The following is a 21,277-nucleotide window of genomic DNA, read 5'->3' as shown; positions in this document are numbered from 1 at the left end:
CACAAGAGAAACAGGCTGTTTTCTGTAAATATCCGAAACGAAACAAAATATCAATCCAGATCAGACATGATACAAAAATGATTTTTATGCACCGTAATCAATCCTTCTTGTTGCATTTTACTCAGCTCATTGGAAAGGGCGCTGCGGTCTACACTCAAATAATCGGCAAGTTGCTGTCGGTTAAAAGGGATATCAAATTCACGATTTCCCTCCCGTGTGGCTTGGTAAGATAGATAAGAAAGCAGCCGACCACGAATGGACTTTGCAGAAGTATGAAAAATACGGCGGGAAAGAATTAAGTTTTTCTGGGAAGAGATTGTCAGTAAGTTGCGAATCAACTTCCCATGATGCCCACAGGCAGAAGAACATGGCTGCAAGGTCTTCGTTACATCCAGAAACAAGACCACCGTATTTTCTGCCGCCACTACACTTACCATCAGGGGTTCACCAGGAGCGCAGGCATAGGTTTCGGCAAAAACCTGACCTGAACCAATCTTATCTAAAATGCTTTTATTTCCCCAAATATCGTCATTCTCAATTGAAACACTTCCCGTTATTACCATGCCAATTTTATGAATAACATCACCTGTACGGTAAATCACTTCATCTTTTTTAAAGCTTTTTTCTTCCGCCATAAGGCAATCCAGCATGGATGCGATTTCCTCCGGGGTGGTACCCCGAAATAAATTTGTATTTGATAAAAATAAAGTATCCATTTTCCCACCCCCACTTCCTACTAAAATATTTCTTATGATGCGACTGAAATAGCACACAAAATTCTATCTTCGAAAGAGTATAAATCAAAGCCTTTTCTATAAAAGGGTTTATTCCTTTTCCCACTCGCGCCTAACCAATTACACCACGTTGCTTTTCATCCTTAACAATATTTATCCGTAAGCTTTTTCAGCAGGCTCAAAGCAGTTTCCTGAACACTATCTTTTACCGCCTGTCCTTCAAATTGCTCCACTTCACTGTTTATGCTCTGCAAAACATCCTCAGCTAGACTACGGCGGGCAAAGGTATAAACAACATTATTCTCTTTATCGATATGGCGCTGTAATAAGTCCGCCCAAGCAGCAGCATTTACCAAAATTTCCAGCTTGTCAAATGTTTTTTTGTCAACTTCATAGCGGGCTAATGCACTTTCAAGCTCACCCAAATGAAAACGTCCCATATCATGCTCAACATACATGCCATGTTGAATCAGCTTAACAGCAGCAGGCCCCAACCGTTCCATCATCTCACGGAATAAAATTTGTTCCTCTTTTCCGTGATGATGTTTGTCTGCATAAGTTCGTGCAAAGGTAATCATATCTCGAAAATCATTCACTTCCACAGGAGCACCCTCTAACACACCACAGCATGCATTGCGAATTACCGATACAAGAGAAAGAATATTTTCGTGTTCCATCACCATTAATTCAATTGAGTCCATTCATGACACCTCCTGAATAAGAAATTCCTTGCCTACTTGCTGAAAGTTGAAGGGCTTGCCTGAGAGACTTCCAGAAATAAAAGCATTACGTAATAAATAGTAGTTTTCAATATTTCCCCCTACCTCATCCCAAAAAGGCAAATGCAAATCCACCGTTTGGTTCCAGATAACACGCTGTTCACTTTGCTCTAAGACTTGATTCACATGGTCGCAAGGCATTCCCTCCAGCAAAACATCATTCAATGCCCGATAGATACTTTGGGCATCTTCAGTGTCCGGCAAAGGATTTCCCTGCCCCATTTGGTAAGCCACTTGTTTGAGATTCTCCACTTGGATCGAATCTTTTTTCAGAATTGTTGTAACAGCGAAAGCAAAACGTTTTTCTGCAATGGCAATCTGGCCTTGCAGCCAACCATGGATATTACCGTTATCAATTACCTCTTCCAAAGGTCTGCGTTCCACAACACCGCATTCTGCATCTAAACTTTTTTCCAAGGTAATACGTTCTTCCTCAGAAAGAACCGAAGTCAGGGCTTGTGTTAAGCTCTCCTGCAACTGAATTTTACGATATAGCCAGTAATGAATTGGTCCTAAAAAAGCACTCATTTTTTCATCCCTTTCTGAAAATTTGGTCATGGAACAACAAGTGTCCCATGACCACAATCTTAGTATTACCCGTTTATTTTATCATTAACAGATTTTAATACATCTTCAACATTTAATCCATGAACCATACATGCATCTGCCAAAGACTCCATCTGAGAAGAAGGACAACCCAGACAATGCATGCCACACTCCATCAATGCAGAGGCGGTTTCAGGATATTTGCGTAAAATATCTCCCATAATCATGTCACCTGTAACAGCGGGGCTTGCAACTTCATCACCGAAGAACAACTTTAAGTCATCCTCAACTGTACCAATACCTGCAATTCCAAAATTCTCCACCAGTACCTTTGCTACATTTGGGCTAAGGAAAGCAGGAAGTGTTGGCCCTAAATGAATATTCTTTACACCTAAGTGTAACAAAGCCAGAAGTACAATAACTGCTTTTTGCTCATACCAAGCAATGTTATATACGATAGGCAAATCGTTGATGTCATCAAGTCCGAATACTTCTTTCAGTTTTAGAGCAATGACTGCCAAGGAGTAAGAATCGTTACACTGTCCCGCATCCAATACCCTTGGGATACCACCGATATCACCCAAATCCAATTTATTATATTTATATTTTGCGCAACCTGCGGTGAGGATCACTGCATCTTTTGGTAAAGCCTTAGCGAAATCAGTATAATAATTACGGCTTTTTGCACGACCATCACAACCTGCCATAACAACAAACTTCTTAATTGCACCTGATTTCACAGCCCCAACCACTTGGTCAGCAAGTGCTAATACTTGATTGTGGGCAAAGCCGCCGATGATTTCTCCCGTTTCAATTTCTACAGGAGATGCACACTGTTTTGCATGTTCGATAATTGCAGAGAAATCTTTTTCCTCCCCAATTGCGCCAGAAATATGCTTGCAACCTGGGTAACCTGCCGCTCCCGTTGTATACAGGCGATCTATATAGCTATCCTTCGGAGGTACAATACAGTTTGTTGTCATAAGAATAGGACCATTGAAGGATTCAAATTCTTCTTTCTGTTTCCACCATGCATTTCCGTAGTTGCCCACAAAATTAGGATACTTTTTGAAAGCAGGATAGTAGTGTGCAGGTAACATTTCAGAGTGGGTATACACATCAACGCCGGTTCCTTGTGTTTGCTTCAACAACATTTCCAAATCCAATAAGTCGTGCCCGGAAACCAAAATGCCTGGGCGAGTTCCAACACCAATATTTACTTTTGTAATTTCAGGATTACCATAAGCTTCAGTATTTGCTTTATCCAACAAAGCCATACCGGAAACGCCGTACTTACCGGTTTCCAATGTCAGTGCCACCAACTCGTCAGCGGAAAGGCTGTCATCCAAAGTAGCAGAAAGCGCACGCTGTAAAAATGCATCTACTTCGCCATCCTCTTGAAGCAAAACATTTGCATGCTTTGAGTAGGCGGAAAGACCTTTTAAACCATAGGTAATCAGTTCTCGCAAAGAACGAACATCTTCATTTTCTGTAGAAAGTACGCCTACTACTGCGGCTTTGGCATCAAATTCAGCCTCATCACCTTCCCAGATTGCCGCTTCGGGCAATGCTTCTTTGTTTTTTACTTGGGCAAGCAATTCCTTTTTTGTGTCCAAAGTGGCACGAATGCGGGCTGTGATAGCTTCTTTATCAAAATTGGCGTTTGTGATTGTTGTAAAAAGATTCAAAGTAATTAAGTGATTGATTGCCTTGGAAACCTCTGCTCCTTCAGCACGTAATGCAGTTGTAACAGCAGACAAGCCCTTGGTAACATAAATCAACAAATCCTGCATAGCTGCAACATCAGGCTTTTTACCACATACGCCTACTTGGGTACATCCTGTGCAACCTGCTGTTTCTTGACATTGATAACAAAACATTTTATTTTCCATGGTTATTCCTCCAAAATTTTATTATTTATTTTTGTATTTTCTAAGTTGCATTCCCATCAAACTGCGGATGGGAAAACAACGGTAAGCAACATCTTGAATGCTTCTTTTGCAAAGACAGCATGTGGCTTCTTTGCAGGCATGATCAGGGATTCACCTGGGTTCAAAACATATTCAGTCCCATCCACTGTGAACTGTCCTGTCCCCTCCAGAATAAAAACCATTGCATCACCACTGGAATCATGGGAGCTGATTTCTTCGCCTTTATCAAAAGCAAAAAGGGTAACGCTGACATGAGGATTTTGGGCTAATGTTTTACTTACGACTTGACCCTTCTGAACAGTAACTTCATTGGCTAACATTAAGACTTTTTCATGTTCCATATTTTTAATGTAGCTCATGCAATCGCCTCCTTAGTCTGCATTTTCAATGGCACCCACAGGGCAACCACCCTGTGCCTGAGCTGCGGCCTCCATTACTTCTGCGGGAACTTCACTTTTAGAAGCAATTGCTAAGCCTGCATCATTCATTTCAAAAACCTCGGGACAAGCCATTGCACACAATCCACACCCAATACAACTGTCATTTACAAAATACTTCATAAGAAACTCTCCTCTCTGGAAATCACTTTTTATATTTTTTGCTTCATTTGTTGAACTTAGTATATCATGGCGCAAACAACATTTATGTTGTTTTAACAACGAAATTAAAATAATTTGAAAAATAAGGAATAAAATAAATCCAAACTTGTCGGAACATTTCCTGGTAAAAAGGCTTCTACTCATTTGCATAATGAATCCTTACATAATGGGTAACTCCTAAATAAAAACAGACAAGATATCTCTACACAAAAAACTGAGCTTATAAGTCCATGCTCAACAAAATGGAACAAAAAGGCCGCCCAAACCATGCAAGGTCTTGGCGGCTATTAATGTTTGTACAGAGAACCAATGTTATTATGTAAATTTAGACTACTTTTCTTTAATAGACAAATAAATATTAAAAGGCATATCCTCTATTAACATACTTAAGCTTATTACATCCGGCAAACTTGAAATTACCGTAAACTCCCCTGTCATCAATGTTGGTGTAGAAATGTCTGTTTTTTTCCCTGTTTCGGAAAGGGAAATACTTGCATTTGCCGCAAGCATATTACTTAATTCGGAAATAGCACTTTGGGCAAGCTCATCAAATGCCACTACCTCCATGCCAAACATCATATAAGAAGCAATTTTTTTAGCACATTCCTCTTCCATAGATAAAAACACATTCCCAGTTAAATCTCCAATAATGCCTATAATGCTAATAACACCACTGGATGCAATTTGTTTTTTATGATTTTCTTCACCAATAAATTTTACATCACTAATCCCTAACATTGGGACTACATTAAATACAGCATCTTTAAATGCATTTACAATCTCTTCATTCATTACATTCGCTCCTATTAAAACCTACACTCATATAAATTTCGCCAAAAAGGGAATCTGCTTCTACTGAAGTGACAGTATCTAATTTTAATTTAGAAATGGTAATGGATTCACCATGTACTACGGTAGGCGGAGCAACGCGCAATCCAAAAATTTCATTGTTTTTATTTAACATAGAGCATGCATTTCCTGCTATAATGTTGGCCATTTCTCCCAACACATTAATTACATACTCTTCTGATAACTCTTCTTTTTTAAGCACACTGGAGGCAGCCTTTCTTGCAGAATCAAAAGACATATCCAAAATCATTCTGCCGGAGTACTTGCCGATTACCCCCATAACCACTGAAACCCCTCTCGATGTGTATTCATCATTACAGGTTCTTGCCTCATTATAAGTTGGAACAGCCTTGAAAAATTTATTAAAGGTATCTGTCAAGGCTTCTTTAAATGCAGTAAAATATAACTGTTCCAGTTCTGCAAACAATTCCTCATCAGCCATAATACGGCGAATCAATAAAGAAAGCTCGTCCCCATCAACAGGTTTTTGAACGTAACCGGATACCTTTTCTTTCTTTGCTTTTCGCAGAATTTCTTCGTCCATCATGGAGCTGATTACCACTACCTTTAAATCCGGATCAATTTTTCGAAGGGCTTTTGTGCACTCAAGGCCGTCTGCATCGGGCATTGTCATATCCATTGTTACAAGATCAGGCTTTAAAGCAGAAACTACTTCAACTGCCTCTTTCATAGAATTTGCACTTCCGATGACCTCAAAACCTTTCTCCTGAAGGATATTGCTTATCATTGCCACCGAAAAAAGAGAATCGTCAACTATAACTATTTTTATATCTTTCATTATGCACCTACCCTTATCCCACTTAAAAATCAGTAAACGTTTTCCTCAACCCACAAAACTGATTGTTCTCTAGTTTTTAAACCCTCTCTCCTTTCTTTTTTACAAGTTTACCTTTTTTTGTATTATTTCTATTATAGCCTATTCTTTTTCGTGCGCATAGTGCTTAATAGTAATTTATAGAAATTTATTGTAAACCATCAGAAATTTATAAATCATCTGAAAGACAGAAGCTTTCCCCAAACAATTCCAATTATTCTAATTAAAACATCATTTCTCCCGGCTTATATCCCTTGGGCAGCTCTTCTTCTATTAAAAATTGAAACTGATCATCCCGTAAAATAGGTAGAAACACTTCACAAGGTATTCTTGTGAATTCACAAGCATAGTTATTAGAGCCGAACCAACCGCCTTCTTTGCCCCGTAGATTCATTCCTCGAATAAACTTCGTGTGATTAGAGCAATCATGTACGGCCAAATCCCAATTTTCATCATCAGCAATCTTCATGAATTTTAGGGTCAACTCCCTGCTCCAGATGGGAGAAATATAACCATGACGGGATATATACATATTTTCACCAGCATAATTATCTATGTTGTTTCCGTTTAAATGCAATTCGGCACAATTGATAAAATCTAATTTTGTATCCAAGATTGCTTGTTTTTTCTTGAAAAAAGCGTCAAAAAGCTCAGGTGTCATAGGTGTTTCTATGCCAACACGCTTGATATATTTCTTTGCAATTCCAATATTTTCAATTACTTTATCGGAACAGTTGGATGCGCCTAAATTAAAGCGTATTTCATCAAGGCCTGCTTCTCCCAATGCCTTCAAGGTTTCTTCTGTTGCCAAAATACCATTTGTATACAAATGCTGATGAATTCCGGCATTTCGGAATTTTTTAACAATAGAATAATATTTTTCGATTTCCATAAATGGTTCTAAATAAACGTAGGAAATACCTGTTGGCTTTTCTTGAATAGACAGCAGTAAATCAATATCCTTTTCATAATATTTTGTGCCGCCAATATCCCAAAGACCTTCTCCAATGGGCGCTATGTCGTCAAGCTCTCCATAGTTGTAGCAGAACTTGCATTCCACATTACATTTGTTGGTTTTTCTGATGGCACTCAGCCCAGTACCAAGCAAGCAAGAACAGCATCCCTTGGGAAATTTGCTGTCATTTCCTACATACAAAGTTCGATGATTTAATGTTTTCAAATTTTTTATTTCTTCCATAAGCTTTTCATTTCTATCATCAACTGCTGCTTCAATTTGTGCAAAAACAGCATAAATAATTTCTTGCTGTTTTGTTAAATACTCCTCCTCTTCTGGCAAAGCAGAGAAAAATTCAAACCACAATAAAGCATCTTTTTTGGAAATTTTCATATCTTTTTATTCTCCTTTAATAAATCCCGCAAAGCTTAAATTATTATCTATGCAGGTTTCCATCTGTGTTATGCTACATATTTACCCTTTAAACACAAGACTCTTCTTTCATGTCGCTTCAGAAGCCACTACTTCTCCAATAATACAGTGCAAAAAAACATGCAACGAATCCCTTGATATTTTCTTTAGATTGAATCAATTATAGCACACGGTTATCCAAGGGAATAGTCGTCTTAAGTATTTTTTCTTGTTTTTTCTGTATTCTAAAATTTCAATGAAATAAAGTCGGGAATAAAATAGTTTTCATTCTGATTTTTCAAGGTAATCGTATTCATTTTCTCTTTGCTCTTAAAATAAATGCGAAATGTACGCACTGTACCATATTTACACGCTTCTTATTAAATTTTATACAATGTAAAAACGACTATCTGCTTCTCATCAAACAGATAGTCGTCGTCTCGCTTTATTTTCACATCTCGTTTTAGATGAACAAATTTACATTTGACTCTTCCGCATCTCCAAGATAGGATGCTACCCCTGCAAATTCCACTCCATCAATGAGCTCATCTTTTGTGATTCCCATAATATCCATAGACATGGTGCAGGCAACCAAACGAATTCCATTTTTCAGCCCATGCTGCATCAAGGTTTCAAGTGAATCCACATTTTTATCGTTCATAACCTTTTTCATCATAGCTGTTCCCATGCCTGCCATATTCATCTTAGAAAGCTTCAGTTTCTTACTTCCCTTGGGCATCATAGCCCCAAACATTCTATCCATGAAAGGCTTCTTTACAGAAGGCCCATTAGACTTTCTCAGGGCATTCAATCCCCAGAAGGTAAAGAACATGGTTACAGGTCTACCCATAGAAGCTGCGCCATTGGCAATAATAAAGGAAGCAAGCACCTTATCTAAATCACCACTGAAAACGATAATAGTTTTTCCCTGAGGGGTTTCAATAATCTGATTTTCCTTTTGGGACATATTTTCCGTTCCCTTTTTGATATAAACAATATTCTCTTTGTTTTGTCTTTCTGTTTTTACCAGTGTATTTCCTGTTCTACGACACCAAGAATCAATATCTGCGGCGAAGCCCATATCTGTAGCGGAAACCTTTAGCATTTCATTCTCATTCATGCCGGAGATTGTTTCATGCACCTTCATAATAGGTCCGGGGCACTGTAAACCACAGCAATTGAGCACCTTCATCTCTTTATCAGAAGTCGGCATTGGTTCTACTGTTTTTTTTTCCGCCGCCTTTAACTGAACTTTGCTTTTTTCATAGTGCATTGATTTATAGAAGCTGGTTCCACATGATAAAACCGAAACATCTTTAAAGCCTTTTTGAATTAAGACCCTAGCCGCATTATAGGAACGAACACCAATGGTACAGTATAAAATTATCATTTTATTTTTGTCCAATTCATTCCATCTGTCATGAATCTGTCCTGAAGGGATGTGAATAGAATTAGGAACTGCAAATACCATTCGCTCCATTTCTTCTGTAACATCTAATACAGTATAAGAGTTCTTTTTGCTTTCGTCCGCCAAAAGAGTATCTAATTCACTCCAGTCAATGAATTTCACCTGTCCCCGCAAAATATTTTCTGCTACATACCCCAGCATATTCACAGGATCCTTTGCAGAGGAGAAGGGCGGTGCATATGCAAGTTCCAATTCCTCCAATTGATATATGGTTCCATCCAGCCGCATAGTTGTGGCAAGGGTATCGATACGTTTATCTACACCATCTTGCCCTACAATCTGGCCGCCAAGGATTTTTCCTTCTCCATCAAAAAGCATTTTTAGGGTTAAGGGTGTTGCCCCGGGATAATACCCTGCATGGGATTTCTGATTAATCAAAGCCACGAAATAATCCTGATTTTTCACCTTGCCCATAGCCTTTAATTGCTTTTCATTGAGACCTACGCTAGCAACATCCAAATCAAATACCTTAGCCACAGCAGTTCCCAGTGTTCCGTTATATTTTTTCTTATCTCCTACGATGTTGTCCGCCAAAATTCTCGCCTGTTTGTTCGCAGGACCTGCCAAAGGAATCATGGTTTTATCTTTTGTTACATAGTGGGTAACCTCAATCACGTCGCCCACGGCATAAATGTCAGGAATAGAGGTCTGCAAGTAATCGTCCACCAGAACTCCGCCTTTTTGATTCAAAGCAAGACCAGCCTGTTTTGCCAGCTCATTATTAGGACGAACGCCGATAGATAAAATAACCATATCAGTCTCTACCATGTTTCCACTGGTTAGCTCAATTTGAATTGTATTTCCCTTATGATGGAATTCCTTTACCCCATCTCCCAAGATCAAGTTCAAGCCATTCATTATCATATTTTCATGAACCAGGTTTGCCATCTCAGGGTCAACAGGAGCCATAACTTGACTTTGCATTTCAATCACAGAAACCTCTAAGCCTTCTGCATGAAGGTTTTCCGCCATCTCTAAGCCGATAAACCCACCACCGATGACTGCTGCACTTCTAGGTTTTTTCTCTGTAAGGTATGCTTTAATTCGGTCAGTATCCGGCACTGTCCATAAAGTAAAAATATTATCTGCATTGATTCCGGGAATCGGAGGTTTAATTGGCGAAGACCCTGTTGCCAAAACCAAATTGTCATAGGTTTCTTCATACACCTCTCCGGTTTTTTTATTGGTTACTTCAATCTTTTTCTCTTCAGGAATGATTTTTGTTACCTCACTGGATACCCGTACATCAATATGAAATCTATCTCGCATTACCTCGGGCTTTGTTACCAGCAAAGCATCCCTAGACTCGATTACACCACCAATATAATAAGGCAATCCGCAGTTTGCATAGGAAATATAATCGCCACGCTCGAAGATAACAATCTCCATGGAATCATCTCTTCTGCGAAGTCTTGTTGCTGTGGTAGCACCTCCGGCCACGCCGCCTACGATAAGAGTTTTTTTAGCCATATCTATATCCCCCTTAATAACGTTGTTATTTTCTAACTAATCTTTGAACTCATTATAATCTTTATCGAAAGATTTTTCTGTAACCTTGTCACAAAGATGTATCCTGTACAAATAACATAATCCACTTTTATAAAATTGCAAAATACTTTTTTAAAGAAAATTGAGTTTTCACGATTTTTGGGGTTTTGCTAAAGTTTGTTTGATAATCATATATATTTTTTTAAATAATTCTCCAGTGCTTTACAAAAACGCAGGTTTATTTAAACATTCAGACTTTACATTTAATCGCAACAATTTACTAAATCAAATGCCTTAATGTCCAAGAGCATGTCCCTATTTCTCTTTGCAATACAATCTCACGCCAACCAAGGCACAGCCCTCCAAATATGGCGTATGTGTTTTATCCAAGTATTCCAGTATTTCTTGACTTTCAGCGCCGGGTTGAATCAGGATATATTTATAATCTTTATTGCATTCCTTCAACAGCTTCAGACCCTTAGAAGGATGAATGCACAAATCAATGACATCAATTGCATCAGGGACATCATTGATTGAAGGCAGTTCTTTTCCTACGCTGTAAACCTTGTATCCATGCTCTGTTAATTCATTTTTTATTTTATAAGCGTACTTCTCCTCATTTAAAGTATCACCCACGACTGCAAATACTTTTTCCTGCATAATATCCTTTAAATCCATATATTCACCCTCCACTGTTGTATTTTTCTTTTTCACTATAAACTTTTCTTATTTCCTTTTGTTTCCATTCAACCATTAATAATTATCATTATATATCTTTTTTCTACAAATTCAACACGAAGTACTTCCAAACTACTTCTTTTTTGAAAATCATGAAAAAGTCGGTAGATTTAATGAAAACTTTTTCCGAAAAAAGCATATAATCAAATTCTGTATTATTTAAACAAGTCTATACCAGTTTTTCTTAATTTCACTCTTTTATTCCTTACAAAATTGATTCTTTGTATGCTGTACAATTGAGTGGCATAAAGCCTATTCTTGTAAAAACTTACATACAGAATGAAATTCTTTATATTGTTCTTTTAACGAAAAAAGCCTCTACGCTGAAATTTATATCAGCCTAGAGGCATATAGTCTTAAAAAATTTTCTTAAAATTACTTATATTGATGCAATACATGATCAACAACGCCAATTACCTTGCCACCTTGTATAAATACACGGGGTACTCTTTTTGTAACAACACAAGTAAGTTCATAGTTGATGGTTCCTAACATATCTGCCAATTCTTCGATAGGCAACACCTGATCACCCTGATGGCCGAAAACAACCACTTCATCACCCATTTTTACATCAGGAATTCCTGTTACATCCAGCATTAGCTGATCCATGCAAACACGTCCCACAACAGGTGCAAAGTGTCCGTTTACAAGCATTCTAGCTTTATTGGATAAAGAGCGATTATATCCGTCGGCATAACCAATGGGAACTGTAGCAATAACTCTATCTGTTTCGGCTGTATAAGTTCTTCCGTAAGAAAGCTGTGAACCGCCCTTAACGTGCTTCACTAAGCCTACTGTGGTTTTCAATGTCATTAATGGTTTTATGTCAATCATGCCTTCACACTCGCCGGAGGGGAGCATACCGTATGTAATAATTCCGGAGCGGCACATGCCTAAATGTTTTTCGGGGTAAGCAATGGTGGTTGCGCTGTTTGCACAATGAGGAATGCCAACATCCACACCTGCATCCTTTAACGCATTTACCATTTTGTTAAAGCGGGTAAACTGCATTTCTGTAAATTTAGGGTTGTCCGCCTGATAAGCATCTGCAACTGCATGGTGTGTAAAAATACCTGTAATATGAAGATTGGGCATTTTACTCACTTCAATCAATTCCTGTAAAGAACCATCGAAATGTTCTTCATCTGCTTGGAAACCTACGCGGGTCATACCCGTATCCAATTTAACATGAACGTCAATAACTACGCCGGCTTTTTCTGCTTCTTTTTGCAAAGCTTTTGCATAATCTATGCCAACCAAAGCCTGTGTAATCTTTTTTTCGTTCATAATACTTACAGTTTCAACCGGGGTATAGCCTAAAACTAAAATAGGTTTTACAATCCCTTCATTACGCAAACTCATGCCTTCTTCGATATTAGAAACGCCAAACCAATCAAAACCTGCATCTTGCAAAGCACGCGCTACAAAACCATCACCATGGCCATAAGCATCGGCTTTCACAATACCCATTACCTTTTCTCCCGCAGCCAACTTGGACTGGATACTTTTGATATTATGCGCCAATGCATCCATATCAATTTCTGCCCAAGTTCTTTTGATAAAATCCATCTCATTTCCCCCTTTGCTCTCTCTTCTGAATCATCCACAAAGTACTTTAGAATAACATTTGTTACCATTAAACCTCATATATTATAGTACAATTACCGAGAATTAGCAATAAACTTCTAAATTTCTGTTCACTTTTACTATACTTTAAGCCAGATAAAGTCTTTTGAACAATTCATATGCGGATTTGATTGCATCACCACCATCTCCGAGATTTTCAGCATCACCAACCAAGGCGTAAGATAGCCGTTCATCCATCAACGGCATTGTTAGATCGGCATATTCACTTGCTTTTGCTCCTGTTGCCAAGAGAATAGCATCCCCTTGGAGAAAAAACTTCTGCTCCCCGATGGAAATAAAAACTTTCCCAGTCTCTAAGGCATCCGCTGTGGTGTCCGCCATTAGCTGAACGCCATTAGCCCGTAATTGGGAAATTAAAGGTCTGGATAACGCTCCAAGGTCTTTTCCAAAGGTGGTCTTAGCTTCAATGATTTTAATTTTACGTTCCTGATCCGTTTCCTTGATAAAAGCCGCTGTTTCCAGTCCCACAACACCGCCACCGATGATTACAATCTGCCCTTCTTCCGACTGGGGAGGCAGTGAAACCTTACCTGAGAGAATATCGTTAGCAAAAATCCCATTTTCTATTCCCTTGATAGCAGGGCTGCTTGGCTGGCTACCCGTTGCAATAACCGTAAAATAAGGTTTTTTTGAAAGTAAAAAATCTGCATCACATTTCTGACCAAAAATAATCTGGACCCCTAAATTCTTTAATGTTTCTTCCATATAAGCCACATACTCAGAAATCCCGTCTTTTTTCGGAGGTTTTGCAGCTAGAATAAATTGTCCGCCCAAGGAAGATTCCTCCGTAATCAAGGTTGTCATAAAACCACGCTCTGCCGATTTCTTTGCGGCCTCCATGCCCGCGGGACCGCCTCCCACTACAACTACCTCTTTGCGTGTTGCAATTTTCCTGCGCTGATTTTCGAAGTATTCCTGCCCTACTTCCGGATTAAAGCCACACCATATTTCCTGACCCTTTAGCACACTGGTTATACAGCGGTTACACCCTTGGCATGGTAAAAATAATTCCTTTTGTTCCACTCTATTTGCAAACTGAGGGTCTGCCAAAAAAGCTCTTGCAGTTCCAACAAGGTCACAAAGACTCTCTTCTAACAGTCGCTCTGCCGTCTCGCCATCATGAATACGATTACAGGCTATTACAGGCAAGGCTGTGTATTTCCTGATTGCCCCTGCAAAAGGAGCATAAGCACCTTTAGAGACATGATAAGAAATCTGGTCAATAGGAGATTCATGCCATCCGCCTGTTACCGTAACGCAGTCAATATATTTTGAAGCCAAGCGACAGAAAGAAATGGTATCCTCTAATTCGTACCCACCCTCCATCATTTGTGCACCGGAAACCTTAAGAATAACAGGCAGTCCTCCAACGTTCTCTCGAACAGCGTGAATCACTTCCAAAGGAAAATTCATTCCCTGATTTGTTCCATAGCCATAGGCGTCTGTTCGTAAATTCGTGTTTGGTGATAAAAATTCGGATAATAAGTAGCCTGCTGAAGCGCTAATCTCTATTGCGTCAACACCTGCACTTTTGCAAAACCCCCCTGCAAAAGCAAAGGCCTCGATTGTTTCTGCCAACGCCTTCTCACTCATTTCCTTTGGTTCGGCCTTAAAAATTGGTGAAGGCACTGGTGAAGGCGCTACCAAAGGCCTATCCTCATGGTTTTCTAAGCTTTCATTCCGTCCACAGTGAAACAACTGTACAATCAGCTTACAATCATATTGATGTATGCGTTCCGCCAACTCTTTCAGACTTTGCAAAGATAAATTACCAATCTGGTGCATTCCCTTTAAACCTCCGGCCTCATTTACAGCCAAAGTCAACGTTATCCCCGCAGCCCCACCTTTGGCTCTTGCTTCATAAAAGGCAAATTCTCTTTCGCTAATCTCATTGCCCTCTGCAAAGCCTGTATGCATCGCCAACATAATCCAACGGTTTTTTAGTTCCATCTCTCTTATTCTAAATGAAGAATATAACATAAAATCCCTCCGTTATTCTGAATACATAATCAAGTTCTCAAATCTATGGTTGTACTAAAGAAACAAGAGCGGTACGGTTTCGGAAATAATCTTTAAGCTTGTGCACTTCCGAAGAAACAGGCTTCATCGCAATGCTTATTCAAATGGAACTATCCTGCTACAGCATGTTCTTATTCAAAATTTTCAGCAATTCAGCAAGCCTTGTCTTAAAAATTATACCATAAATAATCTGTTTTCAAAATGAAAGATGAAAAATACATACACAATAACTAACGAATTCAATATATTGTTTACTCGATTCTGTTAATGAATAATCCATTCGACGAATTTTATCATGGTCACTGCTATCCTGCCCTTTATAGAAGGCAACCTCCAATATCCAATTTTTCAATGGCGAAAATAAATCCTTACAGTCAAGGCAAACAAAAAAAGAGCAACTTCGTTTTCAATACAAAGTTACTCCTTAAAAACCATACTATTATTTTAAGCGAATTTCAACCTCGCCATAAGACTGGGATTTTTCATGATTTGGCGAAACAAAACATATCCCACGCAGGATACTGCTAAAAACTCACCAATCGCAACAGTGGCCATTCCGAAAAACAAAGGACACTCCCCTAAAATATAAAGCTCAACGCCGATAAAGGCATTACAAAATACCGGCCATAAGCTGGCGCCAAATAAGGTTTTACTGTGGGTAATCCCCCAAAGGGCAGCTGCTGTACAAGCTGTTCCGAAAAACACGTCTATCATCCCAAAAGGACTAAATAAATTTGCAATAAAACAGCCCAATATTAGCCCCGGTACATACCGCTTGTCAATAAATGCAAGAAGCACCAGAACCTCCGAAATACGCATTTGGATAAACCCAAAAGACAGTGGTGCAATGGCCATGGTCATCACAAAATAGACTGCTGCAATCATCGCAGTAATCACTAAAAACTTAACAGATATCTTATTTCTTCCCATAAAAAAAACCCCCTGTTTTTTATTCACGAGATGGTGGGACAGACTGTCTGTCCTTCGCAAGGAACATCTCATATATTTTGTTTTCTTTAACAAAATAATTATATAAGGTTTTCGCAAATATTGCAAGGCTTATTTCACCAGTAGACGACTAAGCAATAACCTATGGATATTGATTCGATTTCTTCATTTTATTTTTTGCCCATCATATCACCTTTCAATTTTCAATAAAAAATCTACAACTGGCTTTTATAAACCAACCAATCCATAAAAATAAAAATCAGATAAATTCATATTAATCAAGGAACATCATTCATTTGTCAGAATTTCTACTAATTCGAACAAAAATTTAACACTTTCGGCGATTTTAACATAGAAAAAAAGTCAATGAATTCTTACTTTTCACAGTGCTTCAATCAAAAAAATGAAATATTTTTTAGCAAAAAGCAAGCTTTTATTTGGCAAAATTCCCAAAAAATTTTATTACTTCTTATTTTTTGCCATTTAAAGCATATTTTTTGGTGAACTTTATAATTTTTTTATAAAAAACCTTTTTTACCTTGGCTTATTTCACTGAAATTTTTTTTACCCTCTTGAAATCTTCGCCATTTTGTAACATAATGTAAAGCGTCCGCAATTTTTTTAACAATGATTATTGTGCGACAAAAGAGGGAAAAAGTATATGTTCAATTAGTACAAGGAGGAATTAGTTAATGAAAGAAAAGAAAAAAGGCATCGGTGACATTGCAGTAATCGGTATGGCATTATTTGCAACGTTCTTTGGTGCAGGCAACCTGATTTTCCCCCCATACTTAGGGATAAATGCAGGTAGTGATTGGTTTATCGGCTTTTTATGTTTCTTTGTTGCTGACGTAGGGGTGGCATTAGCAGCAATCTTTGCAATGATTAAAACGGGTGATATTTCAATAAATGGTCTCACGGGTAAATTGGGTAAAGCGCCTTCATTCATCATGAATATTTTAATTGTTTTATGTATCGGGCCCTTTTTATGTATCCCTCGTACAGCAGCAACCACTTTTGAAATGGGCGTTATGCCAATTTTCCCTTCTATTAACTCTTGGGTATTTGGCGCAATCTTTTTTGGCTTGGTACTTCTCTTTACAATCCGTCCATCTGGCGTAATCGACGTAATTGGTAAATTCTTTACACCTGCATTGGTTGCCTGTCTTTTGGGATTAATTGTAATCGGCTATTTACATCCAATTGGTGACATTGTAGCTACAACCAATTTTGATACTGCAAAAGAAGGCGTTCTTGCAGGATACCAGACAATGGATGTTTTAGTATCTATCGTATTCATTATCACTATTGTTACTACAGCGCAAAGCAAGGGCTATTCAGAAAAAAAGTCAACTGTAAAGATTATCACTCAATCCAGCTTTTTTGCTGCCGTTGCTTTGTTTATCGTTTATGGCGGTTTGTGTTACTTAGGTGCTACAACATCTGCAGGCGGCTTTGAAAACTATAATCAGTCTATACTGCTTGTAGCTATTACCCAAAAACTGATTGGCAGCTATGGTATCTTAATTTTGGGAATCATTGTTTTCTTTGCTTGCATGACCACAGCAATCGGCTTGGTATCTTCTTGTGCATCCGTTTTTGTTGAGATGACTAACAATAAGATTTCCTATACAAAAATTATTGTCATTGAAATTATTTTCAGCTACTTTATTTCAAACTTTGGCATTTCCACTATCATCAGCATTGCAGGGCCAATTTTAACTCTATTGTACCCAGTAATTCTTGTTATGATTATCTTAAGCTTCTTTGCAAATAAAATTAAAAACAATAACATCTATATTGGTGCTGCGGCTCTGGCTTTATTGGCAAGTGCTGCTGATGTATCAATAGGTTATGGATTACCTTTTGAATTTGTTAAGAATCTTCCTCTTGCAACATTCCAGTGTGGATGGGTTATTCCTGCAATCATTGGCGGTATTATAGGTAAATTTATCCCAATGTCCGAAAAAGCTCTTCTTGCATCAAAAAATGAACAAGCAGATTTAGCTTAAGATGAACGGGCGCTAGTCGTAATGACTAGCGTCCTACTTTTGTAAGCATTTTAAATTTATTTGCAATAAAATGAACAATTTCAAAAAAGAAAGCATACCATGCTTTTAAAAAAAGATACCCTCAAAATCCTCACTGAAATCTTAGCATCCATAGCTATTTTCTTTGAATATTACATGTTTGTTGTAATAAATTTATATCTTTTATGAAAATTAGCATTGCCTGTATTCAAATGATTTCTACTCTCTTATTACCTAATCTAAATGTTTTAACTCGTGGAAGATTCGGCATTTTAAAAAATCTTTCGATTTGCTCATATGACCCTATCCTAGAGATAAATTCTTCTTTCATTTTTTTTAATCTGTTATGATTCATACAGGGAAACTCAGATCTTTTACAATACCTTACCATCATTTAATCCTGGTTTTCAAATTGAGTATTTTATTGCAACCTCTATAACTATGTCGTCAATATATTAAAATTACGGATTATAAATAAGTCCTTCTAATTTATTGAGTTTCAAGACCCTTACTATATTACTATAATTCTTGAAGTATAAAAAAAGACCACGTCCTCTTTAATCAAAAGATATGGCCTCAGTGAAAATAAAATTTAATTCTGCTTGGTAATTAAAAGTCGTTTTATTTCAAATTCAAGCTTGTCCGTTGGATATGTGCAAATTTCATTAATAATGCGTGCAATTTCTTTTTTATGCTTTAAAAACACCTTTGCAAGCACTGGGTCGAACTGGGTGCCAGCACCCCTCCTAATCTCTTCACATGCGTACTCATGGGTAAATGCCAGATGATATGGGCGATTGCTTACCATTGCATCATATGCATCACATATGGAAGTTAGTCGTGCCACATATGGAATATCTGCACCGCTTAACCCATAGGGATATCCCTTCCCATTCCACCATTCATGATGATAAACAGCCGCCTGTACAGTGAGAGGAAGAAGAAATAAAGGAATTTCTCCCGAACCACTCTCCCTGTAAAAAGCAAGCAAGTCCTGGGCGTAGATTGTGTGGCATCGAATAATATAGCGTTCTTCCACCGTTAACGCCCCTGTTTTATTCAGTATATAAGGAGGGACACAAACCTTCCCTATGTCATGGTAATAGGCAGCTCTACTGTAATATTCAAACAATTGTACTTCCTCAGGCTTTGGCAACCATTCTACTAGCTTCCCAACAAGTATTTCTACATTTAAGCTGTGCCTAATTTGATCTTCAGGCAGCATATGAATCAATTCATCTGCTGTTAAACCTTGAAAAAATTCAAACAAAATTACGTCCCCCTTTACGCTTTTTTCTCTTTAGGCCATATTTATGATTTTGATTTATCTCTTCCTTATAATCTTCTTACCTTTTATAGTTTCACTAAAATAGATTATCCAATTATGAGTTTATCTTCAAAAGAATGAACCCATTTCTTGAATATTTATCGTCTGTAAAATAGACCTAAGGCTTTATTGTGATACATTCTTATGGTGTAATTTAACAGAATAGATAAGTTCCGAATTTTAAGATATAAATTTGCAAAAAATATTACGTTACATATTCATTTGCGGTAAAATAAATCTTTCAAAAGTGATTTTATCCAATTATCATCATTGGAAGTAACATAAAAAAAGCACATAAATCAATTCGTATGGGGGATATTTATTTAGACTTCAAGAACGCAGTATACTTGATACTGCGCCCTAAACATAAAACATCCAATTTCAGGGCCTTTTTTTATTATACACTATGTTTTAGACGGCGTATTTAGAGATTTCAGCCGATGCAATATGCATGGCATTATATTTTTCCATTGCAGCCTTTTTCTGCTCTATTAAAGAATGGGCATATATATTCAGGGTTATAGAAACGTTAGAATGTCCTAATATCTCACTAATCGTTTTAATATCTACACCTAATTCTAATCCTCGCGTAGCAAAAGTGTGTCGTATAGCGTGAAATTTACGATCTCTCAAATGTGCGTCCACCAGTAATTTTTTATACAGTTTTTGAAATATTCTGGGATCAATTGGAGTTTCTTTACCAGAAAGAACAAAAGCATCTTCATTTTCTTCCCATAGTTTCCGATGCCGAACTAATTTTAACAGAAATTCCGGCACAGGAATCTTACGCATTGAATTACGACTTTTAGGGGTTCCTACTATCAATTCAGTCTTTTTTGTATCCTGCTTAAAGGTTTTCACTCTTGATACTGTTTTTGTAATTGACATAAACCCACTATCCCAATCAATGTCCCCCCACGTTAGAGCACAAAGCTCCCCCAGTCTGATACCGGTATATAGGCATAAAATAATGCCTAAGGCACGTTGATCCTGTGACTGTAGTGCAGCCGCTTCCAAGCTCCGTTGTTCTTTTATCGAAAAAATTTCAACCTCTCTTGTCTCCAGTTTTGGAGATTTTACAGCTGCCAGAATAGAGGCGCTGTTTAGCTCGTCTTTTAAAATTTCTCTCAAAGCAATTTTAAAAATGGTGAATATTTTTTTCTTTGAGGTGTCCGCAAGTAATTCATTCTCACTGACAGTTTTCGTAAATTGCGAAACAGTTTCTATTGTGATTCTATTTGTTTGCTCATTTTGAAAAAATGGCATGATATGCTTGTGCATACAATGGTAATAACTTTCATAAGTTAATGGTTTTACATTGTTTAAGGTCACCTGTTTTTGAAGCCACCCCTCAAACAACACATATGCATTTGTTTTCTGTTCAGCTTGTTTCTCTTTATGAATTTTTATATTTTCTTGAAACAAGCGCATTTTTAACTTTGCCTCTTTATAAGTTTTACCGTAAAAGTATCTATACTTTCCCTTCTGGATAAGCAATCTTGCCTCCCAGCGACTATCCTTTCGTTTATAAATGTTTTCTCCTCTACGTGCCATTGTCATTCTCCTTTTCCTTGATTAAATTTATTGCTTCCATGACGTCGCTCTTGACGGCGAAACTTGTAATTGCACTGAAAAAGCACCATGTAATAATCAAAATACAAATTATTATTTTTGTTTTCGTGATTTTTCGACAAAAATGTCGCACGAATTGACAAACTGAAAGCAGTTGTTATATAATAAATTGTATTATATTATACTTAATTGCAGTTGCACAGTATCAAGTATACTGCGGTTTAATTCTATTTTTCAATGTTAAACTGAACGCCCCTTTACAAACTGTAAAGGGGCGTTTTAACGCTCACTATTTTTAAATCTTCATCAAGGCTTTTAAATAAATGATTAACCTATTCCATCAAATCAGCTTTGTTATTTTCATTTGATTTGCTAAAAGATATTTCTGTCCCTCTTTTTCC

At 37.6% G+C, this 21,277-nt stretch carries 17 protein-coding genes; 1 reads left to right on the top strand and 16 read right to left on the bottom strand.

What is annotated here, in order from left to right; genetic code table 11:
* Positions 1 to 50: 50 nt before the first annotated feature.
* From CPRO_RS05990 to CPRO_RS05925, 14 genes are all read right to left on the bottom strand, one after another.
* A complete protein-coding gene (locus tag CPRO_RS05990) occupies positions 51 to 716 on the bottom strand; it encodes a Crp/Fnr family transcriptional regulator (protein ID WP_066049069.1) in 666 nt (221 codons plus the stop codon).
* 161 nt (positions 717 to 877) lie between these two features.
* Complete coding sequence (locus CPRO_RS05985) at positions 878 to 1,435, bottom strand: hemerythrin domain-containing protein (RefSeq protein WP_066049066.1); 558 nt, start codon at positions 1,433 to 1,435, stop codon at positions 878 to 880.
* Entirely contained in the window at positions 1,436 to 2,041 is a 606-nt protein-coding gene (locus CPRO_RS05980; RefSeq protein ID WP_066053759.1) for a hypothetical protein, read from the bottom strand.
* A 65-nt stretch (positions 2,042 to 2,106) separates the two neighbouring features.
* Positions 2,107 to 3,951, bottom strand: coding sequence for a hydroxylamine reductase (gene hcp, locus CPRO_RS05975; protein WP_066049063.1), 1,845 nt, complete (start codon positions 3,949 to 3,951; stop codon positions 2,107 to 2,109).
* 56 nt (positions 3,952 to 4,007) lie between these two features.
* Entirely contained in the window at positions 4,008 to 4,349 is a 342-nt protein-coding gene (locus tag CPRO_RS05970) for a cupin domain-containing protein (protein ID WP_066049060.1), read from the bottom strand.
* Between the two features lie 12 nt (positions 4,350 to 4,361).
* On the bottom strand, positions 4,362 to 4,550 hold the full coding sequence (locus CPRO_RS05965; RefSeq protein ID WP_066049057.1) for a ferredoxin: 189 nt from the start codon (positions 4,548 to 4,550) through the stop codon (positions 4,362 to 4,364).
* 369 nt (positions 4,551 to 4,919) lie between these two features.
* The gene (locus CPRO_RS05960) at positions 4,920 to 5,381 is read right to left on the bottom strand and encodes a chemotaxis protein CheX (RefSeq protein WP_066049054.1); all 462 of its coding nucleotides are present in this window, start codon (positions 5,379 to 5,381) and stop codon (positions 4,920 to 4,922) included.
* Positions 5,374 to 6,237: a response regulator gene (locus CPRO_RS05955; protein ID WP_066049051.1), complete on the bottom strand. Its 864-nt coding sequence runs from the start codon at positions 6,235 to 6,237 to the stop codon at positions 5,374 to 5,376. Before CPRO_RS05955 ends, CPRO_RS05960 begins: the two co-directional genes overlap by 8 nt.
* A gap of 259 nt (positions 6,238 to 6,496) precedes the next feature.
* Positions 6,497 to 7,621: a radical SAM protein gene (locus CPRO_RS05950; RefSeq protein ID WP_066049048.1), complete on the bottom strand. Its 1,125-nt coding sequence runs from the start codon at positions 7,619 to 7,621 to the stop codon at positions 6,497 to 6,499.
* A 481-nt stretch (positions 7,622 to 8,102) separates the two neighbouring features.
* Positions 8,103 to 10,577 carry an FAD-dependent oxidoreductase gene (locus tag CPRO_RS05945; RefSeq protein WP_066049045.1) on the bottom strand — a complete coding sequence of 825 codons (2,475 nt, stop codon included), beginning with the start codon at positions 10,575 to 10,577 and terminating at the stop codon, positions 8,103 to 8,105.
* Between the two features lie 333 nt (positions 10,578 to 10,910).
* Positions 10,911 to 11,273, bottom strand: coding sequence for a CoA-binding protein (locus CPRO_RS05940; RefSeq protein ID WP_066049043.1), 363 nt, complete (start codon positions 11,271 to 11,273; stop codon positions 10,911 to 10,913).
* 435 nt (positions 11,274 to 11,708) lie between these two features.
* A complete protein-coding gene (gene alr / locus CPRO_RS05935; protein WP_066049039.1) occupies positions 11,709 to 12,902 on the bottom strand; it encodes an alanine racemase in 1,194 nt (397 codons plus the stop codon).
* Between the two features lie 144 nt (positions 12,903 to 13,046).
* Entirely contained in the window at positions 13,047 to 14,960 is a 1,914-nt protein-coding gene (locus tag CPRO_RS05930; protein WP_066049036.1) for an oxidoreductase, read from the bottom strand.
* 483 nt (positions 14,961 to 15,443) lie between these two features.
* Positions 15,444 to 15,929 carry a QueT transporter family protein gene (locus CPRO_RS05925; protein ID WP_082754247.1) on the bottom strand — a complete coding sequence of 162 codons (486 nt, stop codon included), beginning with the start codon at positions 15,927 to 15,929 and terminating at the stop codon, positions 15,444 to 15,446.
* Positions 15,930 to 16,639: 710 nt separating this feature from the next.
* Between CPRO_RS05925 and brnQ the strand changes: the two genes are divergently transcribed.
* A complete protein-coding gene (gene brnQ / locus CPRO_RS05920) occupies positions 16,640 to 17,959 on the top strand; it encodes a branched-chain amino acid transport system II carrier protein (protein WP_066049034.1) in 1,320 nt (439 codons plus the stop codon).
* A gap of 610 nt (positions 17,960 to 18,569) precedes the next feature.
* On the opposite strand, the gene CPRO_RS05915 is transcribed toward brnQ, so the two are convergent.
* Positions 18,570 to 19,247 (bottom strand): HD-GYP domain-containing protein, encoded by a 678-nt coding sequence (locus CPRO_RS05915; protein ID WP_066049031.1) that lies wholly within the window; start codon positions 19,245 to 19,247, stop codon positions 18,570 to 18,572.
* A 468-nt stretch (positions 19,248 to 19,715) separates the two neighbouring features.
* The gene (locus tag CPRO_RS05910) at positions 19,716 to 20,735 is read right to left on the bottom strand and encodes a tyrosine-type recombinase/integrase (RefSeq protein ID WP_236782420.1); all 1,020 of its coding nucleotides are present in this window, start codon (positions 20,733 to 20,735) and stop codon (positions 19,716 to 19,718) included.
* Between the last annotated feature and the right edge of the window lie 542 nt (positions 20,736 to 21,277).

Source organism: Anaerotignum propionicum DSM 1682 (assembly GCF_001561955.1).
In the GTDB taxonomy this organism is placed as follows: domain Bacteria; phylum Bacillota; class Clostridia; order Lachnospirales; family Anaerotignaceae; genus Chakrabartyella; species Chakrabartyella propionicum.
This window is presented reverse-complemented; position numbering and strand designations above follow the sequence as displayed.

Coding starts and splice junctions, on each gene's coding strand:
- CPRO_RS05990 (WP_066049069.1), bottom strand. CDS start 716: ATGGATACTTTATTTTTATCAAATACAAATTTATTTCGGGGTACCACC.
- CPRO_RS05985 (WP_066049066.1), bottom strand. CDS start 1,435: ATGGACTCAATTGAATTAATGGTGATGGAACACGAAAATATTCTTTCT.
- CPRO_RS05980 (WP_066053759.1), bottom strand. CDS start 2,041: ATGAGTGCTTTTTTAGGACCAATTCATTACTGGCTATATCGTAAAATT.
- hcp (WP_066049063.1), bottom strand. CDS start 3,951: ATGGAAAATAAAATGTTTTGTTATCAATGTCAAGAAACAGCAGGTTGC.
- CPRO_RS05970 (WP_066049060.1), bottom strand. CDS start 4,349: ATGAGCTACATTAAAAATATGGAACATGAAAAAGTCTTAATGTTAGCC.
- CPRO_RS05965 (WP_066049057.1), bottom strand. CDS start 4,550: ATGAAGTATTTTGTAAATGACAGTTGTATTGGGTGTGGATTGTGTGCA.
- CPRO_RS05960 (WP_066049054.1), bottom strand. CDS start 5,381: ATGAATGAAGAGATTGTAAATGCATTTAAAGATGCTGTATTTAATGTA.
- CPRO_RS05955 (WP_066049051.1), bottom strand. CDS start 6,237: ATGAAAGATATAAAAATAGTTATAGTTGACGATTCTCTTTTTTCGGTG.
- CPRO_RS05950 (WP_066049048.1), bottom strand. CDS start 7,621: ATGAAAATTTCCAAAAAAGATGCTTTATTGTGGTTTGAATTTTTCTCT.
- CPRO_RS05945 (WP_066049045.1), bottom strand. CDS start 10,577: ATGGCTAAAAAAACTCTTATCGTAGGCGGCGTGGCCGGAGGTGCTACC.
- CPRO_RS05940 (WP_066049043.1), bottom strand. CDS start 11,273: ATGGATTTAAAGGATATTATGCAGGAAAAAGTATTTGCAGTCGTGGGT.
- alr (WP_066049039.1), bottom strand. CDS start 12,902: ATGGATTTTATCAAAAGAACTTGGGCAGAAATTGATATGGATGCATTG.
- CPRO_RS05930 (WP_066049036.1), bottom strand. CDS start 14,960: ATGTTATATTCTTCATTTAGAATAAGAGAGATGGAACTAAAAAACCGT.
- CPRO_RS05925 (WP_082754247.1), bottom strand. CDS start 15,929: ATGGGAAGAAATAAGATATCTGTTAAGTTTTTAGTGATTACTGCGATG.
- brnQ (WP_066049034.1), top strand. CDS start 16,640: ATGAAAGAAAAGAAAAAAGGCATCGGTGACATTGCAGTAATCGGTATG.
- CPRO_RS05910 (WP_236782420.1), bottom strand. CDS start 20,735: ATGCGCTTGTTTCAAGAAAATATAAAAATTCATAAAGAGAAACAAGCT.